11 protein-coding genes are annotated in these 14,435 nt (G+C 68.6%); 8 read left to right on the top strand and 3 right to left on the bottom strand.

What is annotated here, in order from left to right; translation table 11 throughout:
* Positions 1–283 precede the first annotated feature (283 nt).
* Positions 284–604, top strand: coding sequence for an STAS domain-containing protein (locus tag AB0K00_RS40465; RefSeq protein WP_363532380.1), 321 nt, complete (start codon positions 284–286; stop codon positions 602–604).
* 641 nt (positions 605–1,245) lie between these two features.
* Here AB0K00_RS40465 and AB0K00_RS40460 read toward each other — a convergent pair.
* Positions 1,246–2,082: a class II fructose-bisphosphate aldolase gene (locus AB0K00_RS40460; RefSeq protein WP_363532421.1), complete on the bottom strand. Its 837-nt coding sequence runs from the start codon at positions 2,080–2,082 to the stop codon at positions 1,246–1,248.
* Entirely contained in the window at positions 2,063–2,947 is an 885-nt protein-coding gene (locus tag AB0K00_RS40455) for a 1-phosphofructokinase family hexose kinase (RefSeq protein WP_363532377.1), read from the bottom strand. Before AB0K00_RS40455 ends, AB0K00_RS40460 begins: the two co-directional genes overlap by 20 nt.
* Positions 2,948–3,335: 388 nt before the next feature.
* Here AB0K00_RS40455 and AB0K00_RS40450 point away from each other — a divergent pair, with 388 nt between their 5' ends.
* Positions 3,336–4,085: a DeoR/GlpR family DNA-binding transcription regulator gene (locus tag AB0K00_RS40450; RefSeq protein WP_363532375.1), complete on the top strand. Its 750-nt coding sequence runs from the start codon at positions 3,336–3,338 to the stop codon at positions 4,083–4,085.
* Positions 4,086–4,157: 72 nt separating this feature from the next.
* Here AB0K00_RS40450 and AB0K00_RS40445 read toward each other — a convergent pair whose 3' ends face one another.
* Entirely contained in the window at positions 4,158–6,674 is a 2,517-nt protein-coding gene (locus AB0K00_RS40445; protein WP_363532373.1) for a glycoside hydrolase family 16 protein, read from the bottom strand.
* Between the two features lie 574 nt (positions 6,675–7,248).
* On the opposite strand from AB0K00_RS40445, the gene AB0K00_RS40440 reads away from it, so the two are divergent.
* The 6 genes from AB0K00_RS40440 to AB0K00_RS40415 all read left to right on the top strand — a co-directional run bounded on the left by AB0K00_RS40440 (position 7,249) and on the right by AB0K00_RS40415 (position 14,354).
* A complete protein-coding gene (locus tag AB0K00_RS40440; RefSeq protein WP_363532370.1) occupies positions 7,249–8,562 on the top strand; it encodes an ABC transporter substrate-binding protein in 1,314 nt (437 codons plus the stop codon).
* A gap of 7 nt (positions 8,563–8,569) precedes the next feature.
* On the top strand, positions 8,570–9,532 hold the full coding sequence (locus tag AB0K00_RS40435; RefSeq protein ID WP_363532367.1) for a sugar ABC transporter permease: 963 nt from the start codon (positions 8,570–8,572) through the stop codon (positions 9,530–9,532).
* A 127-nt stretch (positions 9,533–9,659) separates the two neighbouring features.
* A complete protein-coding gene (locus AB0K00_RS40430; RefSeq protein WP_363532364.1) occupies positions 9,660–10,478 on the top strand; it encodes a carbohydrate ABC transporter permease in 819 nt (272 codons plus the stop codon).
* Entirely contained in the window at positions 10,475–12,463 is a 1,989-nt protein-coding gene (locus tag AB0K00_RS40425; protein ID WP_363532361.1) for a DUF5107 domain-containing protein, read from the top strand. The genes AB0K00_RS40430 and AB0K00_RS40425 overlap by 4 nt, the downstream gene beginning before the upstream one ends.
* Positions 12,464–12,519: 56 nt before the next feature.
* Positions 12,520–13,401: a sugar isomerase gene (locus AB0K00_RS40420; protein ID WP_363532358.1), complete on the top strand. Its 882-nt coding sequence runs from the start codon at positions 12,520–12,522 to the stop codon at positions 13,399–13,401.
* Positions 13,398–14,354 carry an ROK family protein gene (locus tag AB0K00_RS40415; RefSeq protein WP_363532355.1) on the top strand — a complete coding sequence of 319 codons (957 nt, stop codon included), beginning with the start codon at positions 13,398–13,400 and terminating at the stop codon, positions 14,352–14,354. The genes AB0K00_RS40420 and AB0K00_RS40415 overlap by 4 nt, the downstream gene beginning before the upstream one ends.
* Positions 14,355–14,435: the final 81 nt, after the last annotated feature.

Genomic DNA, 14,435 nt, shown 5'->3' with positions numbered 1-14,435 from the left:
ACTGGACCGGCAGTGGTGGGTCGAGGTCGGCGCGGTAGCGCACAGCTTCAGCGCGCTGGTTGCCGGCGACTACGACATGGTCGGCCTCGCCTGCGAGTAGCCGTGCCGACGTCGGCCCGGGCCACCCGGCCACGACGTGATTCCAGGCCCGAGCGAGTTCTTCCGCGGAATGCGGCCAGGGCCGCTCGGTCAGCCACTGGGATCGACAACCCCGAACATCCGCACCGTTATCTCAGGCTGACAGAAAGTAGCGACGTCGTGCGTGCTGTGGGACACTGGCGACATGGCGCTCTCGTTCGAGGTGTATCGGCACGCCGCTGGGCAGGTCCTGCTCCAACTACGGGGTGAGCTCGACCAGGACACGGCTACGACGTTCCACCAGGCGTTGGCCACGGCACTGGAGACGGTGCCGAGCGAGCTGCTGCTGGATCTGAGCATGGTCACGACGGTCGGGATCGGCGGGATCAGCGTCCTGTTGGCTGCACGCCGCGCCGCAGATCAGCTGCATTGCGGGTTCCGGTTGTCCGCGGCCAGCCAGGCGGTCGATCGCCAAATACGCGCCCGGGGGCTCACCGACCAGTTCCCCGAATCCGGTGATCGCTAGCGGGGGGCCCGATCACGACCGCAACGACGCGGTCCAGTATTGGTGCTACGTCGTCTCCCGGGCGCATCCGGTGATAGCCGAGCGTCGATCGGCGGTACACGCCTACCGCAGCGCCGCCTGCCGCAACGTTCCGCTGTGGCGGCGCGGTCATACACGCCGCAGCCGGGTCGACGGTGGTGAGCAGCGCTGCGCTTCGCGCGAGCCTCGCCATTCACCGCACCCGGGCAGCGTCCCGGCCTGCTTGTGATGCTGGGGACCGTCGTGCTCGACAACACCGACTACCACAACCTCGGCGCCTTCTACTTCCTCACCCGCGTCGACCGGGTTAAACACGCCAGACGACTCGTCTCCAACTCAACCAACTGGGCTACCAGGTCAACCTCCACCCCATCCAATGAGGTTCGTTTTCGACTCAGACCCTCGCTTGGGGACGCGTTGGCTCGTCGCTGCGCGGCGCTGGCGCCGTTGAGATTCGCGCGTCTCGATGGCAACGTGTGTCGTTCGAGTCAGCAGACATCATGGCGTGAAGCAGCTTGGTCGCGGCCTCAGTGGTGGTCACGCCGCGTCGGCGGCGCTGGTGGCCGGATCGCCGGCGCCGTTGATTGGCGTAGCGGCTGGACCATGACCGAGCAGGCTCGGGGCTACAGGCGGGTCACCACACGCAGTGCCCAGCTCACGGTCGTGGCCATCTCCTCCCGCGCTGCTCGGAGATACTTCCGTGGATCGACCAATGTCGCATCCTGTTCGACCGTGCGCCGGATGGCGCCGGTGAAGGCCACGTTGAGCGCGGTACCGACATTGATTTTCACCAGGCCGCTGGTGACGGCCTCGTGCAGTTCGTCGTCGCCCACGCCGGACGAGCCGTGCAGTACCAGCGGGACGTCGACGGCGGCCTTGAGTCGTTTGATGAGATCGTGGTCGAGGCGGGCGTCGCGCGTCACCATGGCGTGGGACGACCCGACGGCAACGGCCAGCGCGTCTACGCCGGTCGCGGCAACGTAGGCCGATGCTTCGTCCGGGTCGGTTCGTGCGCCCGGCGCGTGGGTGCCGTCCTTGCCGCCCACCTCACCGAGTTCGCTCTCCACCCACAGGTCATGCGCGTGCGCGCGGCGCACGGCGTCGGCGGTCGCCCGCACGTTGTCGGCGTAGGGCAGCCTCGACGCGTCATACATGACCGACCCGAACCCGTTCGCGGCTGCCTGGTCGAAGAGCTCGTCGCTTTCCACGTGGTCGAGGTGCAGGGCGACCGGCACCGCAGCAAGCTCGGCGACGCGGCGGGCAGCAGCCGCGATCGGCCCGAGCCGGCCGTGGTGGAAGCGGACGGCGTTTTCGCTGATCTGCAGGATGACTGCGCAGCCGGCGGCCTCGGCGCCGGTGACGATCGCTTCGGCGTGCTCGACGGTGATCACGTTGAACGCGCCGATGCCGACGCCTTTGCGCTGCGCGTCGGCGATGATCTCACGGGTGGGGCTGAACATCTGGCTGCGCTCCTCCATGCTGGCGATAGCTTCGGTACCTGTCGATGTCAATGGCTCCCGCGACCGGGGCAGCGACCGCTGCGGCGGACAGCGCGACGGCGTCGGCGAGCAACTCGGGCCACGGGGTGCGATCCCGCTGGCCCCGAGCGAGGGCCGCGACGCACGCATCGCCGGCGCCGGTCGGGTTGCCGGCGACGACTTCGAGGGGCGTGGCCCGCCACGATCCGGCGCCGGTGTGGGCGATCAACCCGCGATGCCCAAGGGACACGACGAGCGCGGTCCCGCCGGCCGGCAGGTCCGACAGGTCGGCCAGCTCCTGCTCGTTGGGCTTGGCCACGTCCGGGCCGGCGGCGATCCCGTGGCGCAGCGGCGCTCCGCTGGTGTCCAGCACGGTCGGTACGCCGCGCTCGCGGGCCAGCCGGATCAGGATCGCGTAGGCGTCGTGCTCGAGCCCACCGGGCAACGAGCCGGACAACACCACCACGGTCGCACGGCCGAGCAGCTCGCAGAAGTGGCGTACGAACGCCGTCCACTCCGGCCCGGTGACGGTCGGCCCGGGCTCCCAGAGCCCGGTCGCATCGGCGGCGTCGACCACCGTGACCGTCCGCCGCGTCTCCCCGGCAATCGACACGAACGCGGACGGCAGGCCGCTCGCGTCGACCAGCGCCTGAACGGCGGCGCCGGTCGTACCGCCGAGGAAGCCGGTCGCGAGCACCGGCTCGCCCAGCGTGTGTAGGACGCTCGCCACGTTCAGGCCCTTGCCGCCGGGCCGTTCGGCGATCGCACGCACCCGGTGGGTGGTCTGCGGGACCAGCGCGTCGACGGTGTACGTCAAGTCGAGCGCCGGGTTCAGTGTCACCGTCACGATCACTCGGCACCTCCGGCAGCCGGGAGGGGGCGGCTGCCGCGCTGCCGCAGGTCCAGCTGGCCGGCGACGTCCGGCGGACTGTCGTTCATGCACGGGAATTATGCTCGTTTCTGTTCGGCAGACAATCTCTACCGACTAAGTGAGCAGTTTCTGTTGCGCGTTTGTCCGCACCAAACGGCGCTGGAGGCCGGCGGGAGTTCCTACCCCGACGGCCTATAGTTAAGAAACCGGCGTATTCCAGGGCATCATCTCCTACTAGGGCCCGGCCTGACGGTCACGAACACCCTTTGACGCATCGCGCGCAAGTGGCCTATCGTGACGCGCGTTCGATCAATGCTGGAGTTGAGCGTCCATGCCGCACGGTTCCCCGCGTCGCGCCGACCGTGTGTCCGCCATCCTCGAGCGCGTCTTCAGCCGGGGCTCGGTCGACGCCCGGCACCTCGCCGAGAAGTTCCAGGTCTCGCCCGCCACCATCCGGCGCGACCTGCAGGCACTGGAAGACCAGAACCTGCTTTCGCGGACCCACGGCGGCGCGGTCGCCGTCGACGTGGCCAGCGAGCTGCCGGTGCGCTACCGGGTAGGCCAGCACCGCGAGGAGAAGATGCGGATCGCCAAGCGCGCCGCCGCATTACTGCCACGCGGGCCACTGACCCTCGGACTGACCGGCGGTACCACCACCCACATCCTGGCCCGGCTGCTCGCCGACCGAGTCGACCTCACCGTGGTCACCAACGCGATCAACATCGCCTCGGAGCTGGCGTTGCGACCCCGACTCAAGCTGATCATGACCGGCGGCGTTTCCCGCACCCAGTCGTATGAACTGGTCGGCCCCATGGCCGACCAGGCTCTCGCCGGCCTCAACATCGAGGTCGCCGTGGTCGGCGTCGACGGCATCAGCGTCCGCCGCGGCCTGACCACCCACGACGAGATCGAGGCGCACACCAACGCGGCGATGATCCAGCGCGCGGACCAGGTGATGGTGGTCGCCGACGGTTCCAAGGTGGGCCGGAACTGCCTCGCCGCGATCTGCGCCATCACCGACGTGGCCGTGCTGGTGACCGACGAGACCGCCGACGCCGCGGGCATCGAGGCGATCCGCCGCGCCGGAGCCGAGGTCGTCGTGGCGACCCGGTGACCGTGCCGGACACGCGGGATACACCTGAACGCCGTCCCGGGCGAGACCGCAGCCCGCCCGGGACGGCGCCGGTCAGGTCAGGCGTGCGTTGTCGACGAAGGTGTCGCCGGACTGCTGCTTGTACGTTTGCAGCGAGACGATGGCCGACGTGCCCTGCGCGACGAAGGCGATCGTCTTGCTTTCGTAGCTGGCGGCGTTGTGCGAGCTCACCTCGAGTGTCTGTGCGCCGTTGTAGACCCGGGCATACACGTATGGCAGGCCCGGGGACGAGCTCTTGAGGTCGGCTGTGAACGTGTAGGTCGTACCGGGGGTCAGCCCGGTGACCGTTTGCGTGCATTCAGCGGTGTCGCGATCGGATGGGGTCAATTTGAGTGCGTTGCCGGGGATGCCGGCGCCGGTGGCGACGGTCGCGGCGGCCGTCGGGCCGGTGGCCGAGCAGGTCCATCCGGTGACGCCGGTGTTGCTCGCCTGGAAGTCACCGTTGACGATGCGGTTGGTCGCCGGGGGCTGGCTCGAGGTGGTCTGCGTCGGCGACGCGGTGGCAGTGGGCGACGATGTGGTCCGGGTCGGCGAGGGTGACGGCGCCGAGCCGAGCTTCGGGTACTCCAGCTCGTTGGCCCAGTCCAGCGGGTCGAGACCGTCGTGGTACCAGTCGACCGGTTCGGACGCGTATGGGGTGATCTTGACGCTGCTCACCTCGGCCTGGGCCGCGTCGAAGCTGGCCGTGCCGGCCCAGGTGTTGGGGAACCACGTCGCGATCCACAGGCGGCTGGCCCGGGTCGGGATGTGCGTGGTGCTGGTGGCCATCTTGACGCCGTCCACGTAGAAGTCGACCCGCTTGGCCGCTCCGCCGTCGGTGGCGTTGGTGTGCCAGTCGATGACGTAGTCGTGGAACTGGCCGTCGTTCTGCGGGTTGAGGACGTTGTGCATCATCTGGATGTTGGACTCGTTGGTGTTCTCGCCGGTCCACGTGTTGAACATCGCGCTTCGGAACGAGAAGTCCGAGGTGTAGGGGCCGCTGCGCCCGGGGAACTCGATGTCGATCTCGTGGTTGACGGCGTAGTACCCGTCACCGGGGTTGCTCGGGTCGGGGCAGCCGACCGGCAGGCACTGGAATGTGTAGTCCGGCCAGCCCAGTGAAGCCGGCTGCACCGGCTGCGACTGGCCGGCGTACAGCTCCTGGTAGTTGTAGGTCCAGATGGCGGTGCTGACCCCGGGCGCGTTCGCGACCTTCATGCGGATCTCATACCGGCCGGGTCCGTAGTAGTCGGCGGTAGCGATGGCCGCGCCGACCCGCTTGCCATCGGTACGGGTCGACGGTGGTCCACCCTTGACGCGTTTGTTGAGCCCCAGCGGCAGACCGTTGTACTCGTCGCCGTGTGCTTCGAGCACCACGTTGCCGTTCTGCAGCTTGACGTTCTGCGGGTGCACGCCGCCGTTGTAGCTCTGGTTGGCGTCGTACTGCCCGCCCCAGTTCTTCTTCGGCAGGACCCAGACCGCCGGGTCGAGCCCGTTGCCGAAATTCGCGTTGAGCGGTGTCTTCGCCGGGCGGTGGTAGGCGTTGGCCCAGCCGTCGTTGGGATAGGTCTCCTGGGTCCAGTGGTCGCCGATCTCCTGGGTGACTCGGCCGTTGGTCGCATCGCGGACGTCGGTGCCCCGCTCGTGGTACGGCGTGATCTTCACCGAATCGACTTCCATGACAGCGGTGTTGAACGTGGGTGAGCCGGCCCAGGTCGGGAACCACACGCCGAGCCACAGACGGCTGGCCCGGGTCGGGATCTGCTGGGTGCTCGTCCATTTCACGACGCCGTCGACGAGGAAATCCACCCGCTGAGCCGCTTTGCCGTTGCCGGGGGCAGCCGGGTCGTTGGTGTGCCAGTCGATGGTGTAGGTGTGGAACTGCCCGTCGGTGGGCAGCGGGTTGGTCAGCTGCTGGTTGGGCGCGGTGTCACATCGGTACGTGACGAACTGGCCGTTGACACTGCTCGCGTTCTTCCACACCGCTTCGATGTCGATCTCGTGGTTGACGGTGTAGTAATAGCCGTCGTCCTCGTTGCCGACCGTCGGGCAGGTGGACGCAACGTCGGACTGCCGTGGGTAGTACTCCTCGTAGTGGTAGGTCCAGATGGCAGATGTGACGCCGGGCACCGGGGGGAACTTCGCCCGGATTTCGTACTTGCCGGACGCGAAGTAGTCCCGGGTCGCGATCGCGGCGCCGACCCGGCGTGCGCCGCGCAGGTCGTTGTCGGAGTTGTCGCCGTTGAGTCCGATCGGCCCGGTGCCGGTGTACTGGTCGCCGTGCGCCTCAAGCCGGAGGTTTCCGCCGGAGACGGAGACGTTCTCGGGTACGACTCCGCCGTTGACCGGTGAGTCTCCGCTGGACCGGGGCCACTGCTTGGCGGCGATGAGCCACTTGCTGTTGTCCACCGTCGTGCCGTTGAAGTCGTCCTGGAACACGTTGCTGAGGCTTGGGTTCCAGTTGTACGCCTGGACCCGCGTCGCGGTGATGAGGCTTGCCGCGACCAGGGCGAGCACGGAACCGATGACCGTCGCCCTTCGCCGGCTCAGCGTCATCCGACCGATCTTCATGGTGCTCTCCTCGGGGTGTGGAGTCACCCCGACTATCCGTTGAAGTCGTCTCCACCGAGGGAGCAGTCAGCGCGTCGCCAGCCTACGAACGGGACGCCGAGGTGTCAACGGATGTAGAGGCATGCCAAATAATGATCTGAACATTGACTGAACTAGCAGTGATGAGCACACTTCTGGCATGTCCTGCCCGATTGGCAGGCAACGGGGGCGCCGCCAGACGACCTGGCGTCCCACCTTTGTTGGTCCCGACGAGACCGTGGAGGCCGATCGCCGATCCGAAGCAGCATCAGCGCATTCTGTCCGTGCGGACGGCCGGTCCGCACGGACAGAACCATGTCTGGGTGCTGGCGGAGCGCGATAACCGGCCGGTCGCCGAGGAGCCTCGGTGTCACCGGGACAATGTTGCAACTTTTGCAATCGCATGTTGACAAGTGACGTAAAGCTGCGCACGATCAGCATCCACATGCACAACTGAGCATCGCAAGCGCCTTCCGTGCCGCTGGATCGGATCCGGCCGGAGCGCACCCCTCATCCACGGACAGAACAGGTGGTATCGAAGATGCGGCATCACCACATGACGCGCCGGCGTTTGCTGGCCGCTGCCCTCGCCGCCGGACTGCTGGCACCACTGGCCGCATGCGGCTCGGACCAGACCTCCGACGGCGGCGCCAGCACCGAACTCGTGTACTGGTCGATGTGGAAGCAGGGCGAGGACCAGCAGAAGGTTCTGCAGGCAGCGCTCGACGACTTCCAGCAGCAGACCGGCATCAAGGTCGACGTGCAGTGGGCCGGTCGTGACGTGCTCAAGCAGGTCGCGGCCCGGCTCAACGCCGGCAACCCGCCGGACCTGACCGACCAGGACGCCGGCTCCATCAAGGGAACCCTGGGCAAGGTCGACGGCGCCCGCGACCTGTCCGAACTCTACAACTCCACTGTGGACGGTGAGACCAAGAAGGTCGGGGAGATCATCCCGTCCGGCCTCGTCAAGCCCTACCACAACGCCGCCGGCAACCCGATCGTCGCACCGTACGAGGTCATCGGCTCGACGATGTGGTTCAACGGTGCAGCCCACCCCGAACTCGCCACCAATCCCCCGAAGACGTGGGACGAGTTCATCAAGCTCCTCGACCAGCTCAAGGCGAAGGGCCAGACCCCGCTTGCGCTCGACGGCGACATCAAGTTCTACGACGCCTACTTCACGACGTGGTCGATCGTGCGCCACGGTGGCGTCGGGCTGCTGTCCAAGGCGGCCACCGACAAGACCGGCGCCACGTTCGACGACCCGGCGTTCCTCGAGGCCGCGAAGGACGTCGAGCAGCTCATCAAGGGCGGCTACCTGGTGAAGGACTTCAACGCCACCAAGTTCCCGGCGCAGCAGAACGCCTGGGCCTCCGGCAAGAGCCCGACCGACCTGCTGCTCATGGGCACCTGGGCGCCGAGCGAGACGGGGCCGCAGGCAAGCACGGGCTTCACCTACCGATCATTCCCGTATCCGACGGTCGCGGGCGGCAAGGGCAACACCGCAGCCGAAGCGGGTGTCATCGGGTTCGCCATCCCGAGCAAAGCCAAGCACGCCGACGCCGCGGAGAAGTTCATCGCCTACTTCCTCAACAAGGACCGGCTGGCGAAGATCGCCACGGACGCGAAGAACCTCACCCCGCGCAGTGATGTCGCTCCACCCGACGTGCTGGCGGACTTCAGCAAGGAACTGACCGCGGCCGGCGACAACATCTTCCTGCCGTACGACGACGCCGGAGCGGTGGCGCCCGACTGGGTCTCCAACGTCTGGGAGCCGCTCAACGGCGACTTCTTCAACGGCAAACTCGACGCCGCCGGCTTCATCGCGAAGCTCAAGGCCGAGACCATCAAGCTCCAACAGGGCGCGTGACAGCGCCATGACCACAACCACCGTGGCGGCCCGGCAGCAACGCTCCCGGGCCACCCGGCCGGCCCACCACCGCGACGGTCCACTGGGCCGCCAGCGCCGACGGCTCTACTGGCCGTTCCTCGCGCCGGCGTTGACCCTCTACCTCGCCTTCGTCATCGGCCCGGCGATCTCCGGCGTGTGGATCAGCCTGCACAGCTGGCGCGGCGCCGGCGACGAGATGAAGTGGGTCGGCCTGGCCAACTATCGCCGGCTGTGGAGCGACGACATCTTCCGTACGTCGTTCCTCAACTCCCTGGAGATCCTCACGATCTGCGGGGTCGCGGTCTTCGCCATCGCGTTCATCATGACCGTGGTACTCCGCGAGATGCGTGGTCGCTACGCGATCCGGTCACTGTTGTTCTTCCCGTACATCGTCTCGCCGATCGCCATAGGCGTGGGTCTCGGTCTGCTGCTCGACCCGCAGGGTCTGGCCAACGCATCGCTGCGGGCGGTCGGACTGGACATGCTCGCGCGGCCCTGGCTCGCGCCCGAGCATCTGTTCAGCACCATCCTGATCGGCATCGTCTGGGTGAGCACCGGCTTCTACGTCGTCATCCTGATGGCCGGCGTCGACCGGATCCCCAAGTACTTCTACGAGGACGCCGAACTGGCCGGCGCGAACCAGTGGCAGCGGTTCCGCCACGTGACGCTGCCATTGAGCTGGGACGTGGTCTCGGTCGCCGCCGTCCTGTGGGTGATCAACTCGATGAAGATCTTCGAGTTCATCTATGCCTTCGTCGGCACCGGCGACTCCCCGAACCCCGACACCCGCACCGTACCGATCCAGCAGTTCATCGTCACCACCGGCGGCCGCTCGCCGGCGTATCTCCTCGGGTACGGCTGCGCCATGGGCGTCGTGCTCGTTGCTGCCATTGCCATGTTCGTCGTCCTCCTGCGTCGGGTGATGCGTCGTGACACGATCCAGTTCTGAACCGCTTGTCGCCCCGAGCCCGCCGCCGCCTCCACCTGCCACGGCCGGTCCGGCCCCGACCGGTACGGCGCGCCGCCGTGGCTGGCGCCCGGTCGCCCGGCTGTCGCCGGTGCTGACGCTGGGCCGGGTGTTCGTCCTGTTGTGGGTGGCGTTCAACATCTTCCTGCTGGTGTGGATCGTGCTCACCTCGCTCAAGCGCAGCAAGGACGTCTTCGACGCGCCGTACCAGCTGGCCGCCGCACCGCAGTGGGACAACTACGTCAGCGCATGGAGCGTGGCCGAGTTCGGCACCGCATTCGCCAACTCCGTGTTAATCGTCGGGATCTCCGCCGTGCTGGTGGTGGGTCTTGCCGCACCGGCCGCCTACATGCTGTCCCGCGCTCGAACCAGGTCGGCCGGCCCGCTCACCACGTTCTTCGCCATCGGCATGGGCATTCCGTTGCAGGCGGTCATCATCCCGATCTTCGTACTGATGCAGAACATCAGCAGCTTCTGCAACGAGCAGTTCGGGTGGTGGGACGACCGGCTCAGCCTCGGCATGATCTACGTCGCCACGTCGCTACCGTTCGCGGTCTTCCTCCTCACCGGCTTCTTCCAGTCGCTGCCCGAGGAGCTCGAGGAGGCCGCAGCGCTGGACGGGGCATCGACGCTGCGCATCTTCGGGCGCGTGATGCTGCCGCTGGCCCAGCCGGGCCTCATCACCGCCCTGGTGCTCACCACCGTATCGCTGTGGAACGAGACCCTGCTGGCGCTGGTGCTCATCGTCGACACCGACCAGCAGACGCTCCCCCAGGCGCTGCTCGGCCTCTACGGCACGATGCAGTACACGTCGAACTGGGGTGGCCTGTTCGCGGGGCTCGTCGTGGTGGTGCTGCCAGTCGTCCTCGCTTACTGGTGGGCCGGTCGCCGGATCATCGAAGGTCTCACGGTCGGAGCCGGCAAATGACGCGGGTATTCCTTTCCACACTCACACTGCCGACCGCGCCGATGAAGGGCGACAACCCGCTGCCACCGCTGCGTCCGCTGCGCGACATCCACGCCGGTATCGACGCCGGCGCCGCCGACGCCGACATGGCCGCGAACCTGAGCTACGGCCATGTCACGTCGTTGCTGCCGTACACCAACCAGGACGGGTACGGCCGCGACCTCGCCGACGTCACCCACCGCACCGTGGTGCTGGAGAACGAGCACCTCCGCGCCGAGTTCCTGCCCGGCCTGGGCGGGCGGCTCTGGTCGCTGGTCCACCTCCCGACAGGGCGCGAGCTGCTGCACCGCAACCCGGTGCTGCAGCTGGCCAATCTCGGGCTGCGCAACGCGTGGTTCGCAGGCGGAGTGGAGTGGAACATCGGCACCATCGGCCACACACCGTTGGGCTGCGGGCCGGTCCACGCCGCCCGCACGCTGCGGCCGGACGGCACGCCGGCCCTGCGGATGTGGGAGTTCGAGCGGCTGCGCGAACTGGTGTACCAGATCGACGCGTATCTGCCGCCGGCGTCACCGGTGCTCTACGTGCACGTGCGCGTCAGCAATCCCGGGCCCGACGATGCACCGATGTACTGGTGGTCGAACATCGCGGTCCCACAGACACCCGACACCCGGGTCATCGCGCCGGCCACCGAGGCGTACCACCTCTCGTACAACTCGGTCCTGCGCAGGGTCCCCATCCCCGGCGACGACCAGGACGAGACCTACCCGGCGCGGGCACCGATCGCGGCCGACTTCTTCTTCGACATCCCAGCCGGCCGGCGCCGCTTCATCGCGGCGTTGCAGGCCGACGGGGCCGGCCTGGTCCAGACCTCGACCGAGCGCCTCGCCGGGCGGAAACTGTTCCGCTGGGGCAACGGCCTGGGCGGACGGAACTGGCAGAGCTGGCTCTCCGGGCCCAGCGCCGAATACCTCGAGATCCAGGCGGGTCTCGCGCGAACGCAGCTGGAGCATCTGCGGCTGCCGGCCGGGGAGAGCTGGACCTGGCTGGAGGCGTACGGGCTCCTGGCCGCCGACCCGACCGCGGTCCACGGCAGCGACTGGCAGGCGAGCCGGGACAGTGTGGCGGACGCGCTCGACCAGCTGGTGCCGCCGGCCGTGATGGAGGCGGAGCTGCGGGCGGCCGGCTCGTGGTCGCAGCAGCCGCCGGTCGCGCCGTTGCACCAGGGCACCGGATGGGGCGCGCTGCAGCGGCGACTCCATGCCCACCTCGGCGACCCGGCGCCGCACCTGCCGGCGACGCCGTTCGACGACCACACGCTCGGCCGCGACCAGCAGTCCTGGCTGGCGCTGTTGGAGACCGGCGCCATGCCCGCCCCCGCCCCGTCGCTACCGCCCTCCTCGTACGCGGTCGGCGACGACTGGCGGGAACTGCTGCAGAAGAGCACCGCCCAGCACGGCGACCACTGGTTCACCTGGCTGCATCTGGGCGTCGCCCTGTACCACCGAGGCGACATCGACCGCGCCCGCGACGCGTGGCAGCGCTCCAACGGGCTCGCCGAGAATGCCTGGGCGACCCGCAACCTCGCCGTGCTCGACGAGCTCGCCGGCGACCCGGCCGCAGCAGCGCAGCGGCTGCTCACCGCCCACCGCATGGCGCCGCGGCTTCGCCAGCTGACCGTCGAGACCCTCCAGACGCTGCTGCGCGCCGACCGGCCGACCGACGCCCTGACGTTGGTGGACCGCGTCGACCCCGAGCAGCGAATGCACGGCCGGGTACGGCTGCTCGAGTGTCAGGCCGCGCTGAACGCGGGCGACCTGGCCCGGGCCGGGTCGCTCCTCGACCGCGGCATCATCGTCGAGGACCTGCGTGAAGGAGAGAACACCCTCAGCGCGCTGTGGTGGACATACCACCAGCAGCGGTCCGCAGCGGCGGGCCTGGCAGACGTCCGGCGCGACCACCCGCTTCCCTGCCGCTACGACTACCGCATGCACGACTCGCAGTAGTCGCACACCCGACCAGTATCACCAGTGGGCCTTGCGCCCGCCTGAAGGAGCAACCGATGAGTCACGTCGAGCGAGAAATCGCTAGCCAACCCGAGTGCTGGAAAACCGTCATCGACACGGCCGGCCAGAGCAGCGCGGCACTGCCGTCACCCGGTGAACGGGTCGCCGTCGTCGGCGCCGGCACCTCCTGGTTCATGGCCATGGTCTACGCGCAGTTGCGGGAAGCCGCAGGGCACGGCGAGACCGACGCGTACGCGGCCTCCGAGTTTCCCACCACTCGCCGGTACGACCGTGTAGTCGCGATCACCCGGTCGGGGACCACGACCGAGGTGCTCGACCTTCTCGCCGGCCTGCCCGACGGCACGCGGACGACGGCGATCACCGCCGTCGCAGCGTCTCCGGTCTCGGCCCGCGCCGAAGCAGTGGTGGCACTGCCGTTCGCCGATGAGGAATCAGTGGTGCAGACACGCTTTGCCACCAGCGCTACGGCGCTCCTGCGAGTCCATCTTGGACATGACCTCACCGGGGCGATCGCCGACGCGGTCACCGTGCTCGACGAACCGCTCCCGGTGCATCCGGCCTCGGTGGAGCAGGTCACCTTCCTGGGCACCGGTTGGACCCTGGGTCTCGCCCACGAGGCCGCCCTGAAATGCCGTGAGGCAGCCAACCTGTGGACCGAGGCATACCCGGCGATGGACTACCGTCACGGCCCCATCTCGATCGCGGCACCCGGTCGCATCGTGTGGGCGTTCGGAAGCCTCCCCGACGGCCTGACGGCCGACATCCAGCGCACCGGAGCGACGTTCCTGCACACACCCGACCGCGACCCGCTGGCCGAGCTCGTGATGACGCAACGGGTCGCGGTCGCCGTTGCCGTCCACCGCGGGCTGGATCCCGACGCGCCACGGCACCTGACCCGCTCGGTGATCCTGCGATGACGGACCGGACACAGGTCGGCAACGGCGGCGACGTGGTCGTCGCGGTGGACGTCGGCGGGACCACAATGAAAGGGGCATTGGTCGACCGGTCAGGTACCGCACACTGCAGCACGCGCGTGCCGACCGATGCCAGCAGCGGTCCGGACGCGGTGCTGGCCCGTCTGCTGTCGGTGGTGGCGGCGCTGCGCGAGGACGCGGTGAGGCTGGGTCTGCGCACGGTCGCTGCCGGCGTGGCGGTGCCTGGGATCGTCGACGAACGCAACGGCGTCGCCGGGCGGTCAATCAACCTCGGCTGGCGGGACGTACCGGTTCAGGCGATCCTGCACGACACGCTGCGACTGCCGACGGCGGTTGGGCAGGACGTGCGGGCCGGTGCCCTGGCCGAGGCCCGGCTCGGCGCCGGCCGACGCGTCGGCAGCATGGTGTTCGTACCGATCGGCACCGGCATCGCGTCCGCGACTGTCGTGGACGGCCGGGTGCTCACTGGCGCCCGGTACGCGGCAGGAGAGATCGGCCACGGCACACGGGCCACCGGCTCGCCGTGCGGGTGCGGGAGCTTCGGCTGCCTGGAGCAGGTCGCGTCGGCCGCTGCCCTGGCCCGCCGGTACCAGGAACGGACGGGCCGGACCGCGACCTCGGAGCGGCTCAGCGCCGACGTCGCGGCGGGCGAGTCTGACGCGGTCGCCGTCTGGCGCGACGCCATCGAAGCGCTCGCCGATGTGCTTGCGATCACCATTGCCGTCGTCGATCCCGACACGGTCGTGCTGGGAGGTGGCCTGAGCGAGGCGGGAGAGACGCTGCTCACCCCGCTGCGTGCCGCCATCCGTGCCCGCCTTACAGCGGACCGCACGCCGTCCGTCGTCCGAGCCGAGCTCGGCGACCAGGCCGGCTGCCTGGGTGCCGGGCTGCTGGCGTTCGAGCTCCCGAGCGCCTCGCGCGGCACGACGACCTGATCACCGCAACGAGGTCGCTGTCCGTTCTGGCAGGAACGTTGCAGTATGTTTGCGATATTCTGCAACAACCAGAACGCCAGC

Source organism: Dactylosporangium sp. NPDC049525 (genome assembly GCF_040676755.1).
Lineage (GTDB): Bacteria > Actinomycetota > Actinomycetes > Mycobacteriales > Micromonosporaceae > Dactylosporangium.
Note: the sequence above shows the minus strand (reverse complement) of the source record. Positions and strands in the feature narration are given on the sequence as shown.

What these genes read in the sequence shown, in the direction of transcription:
- AB0K00_RS40465 (WP_363532380.1), top strand. Translation starts at nt 284, where the DNA reads ATGGCGCTCTCGTTCGAGGTGTATCGGCACGCCGCTGGGCAGGTCCTG.
- AB0K00_RS40460 (WP_363532421.1), bottom strand. Translation starts at nt 2,082, where the DNA reads ATGTTCAGCCCCACCCGTGAGATCATCGCCGACGCGCAGCGCAAAGGC.
- AB0K00_RS40445 (WP_363532373.1), bottom strand. Translation starts at nt 6,674, where the DNA reads ATGAAGATCGGTCGGATGACGCTGAGCCGGCGAAGGGCGACGGTCATC.
- AB0K00_RS40440 (WP_363532370.1), top strand. Translation starts at nt 7,249, where the DNA reads ATGACGCGCCGGCGTTTGCTGGCCGCTGCCCTCGCCGCCGGACTGCTG.
- AB0K00_RS40435 (WP_363532367.1), top strand. Translation starts at nt 8,570, where the DNA reads ATGACCACAACCACCGTGGCGGCCCGGCAGCAACGCTCCCGGGCCACC.
- AB0K00_RS40425 (WP_363532361.1), top strand. Translation starts at nt 10,475, where the DNA reads ATGACGCGGGTATTCCTTTCCACACTCACACTGCCGACCGCGCCGATG.
- AB0K00_RS40420 (WP_363532358.1), top strand. Translation starts at nt 12,520, where the DNA reads ATGAGTCACGTCGAGCGAGAAATCGCTAGCCAACCCGAGTGCTGGAAA.
- AB0K00_RS40415 (WP_363532355.1), top strand. Translation starts at nt 13,398, where the DNA reads ATGACGGACCGGACACAGGTCGGCAACGGCGGCGACGTGGTCGTCGCG.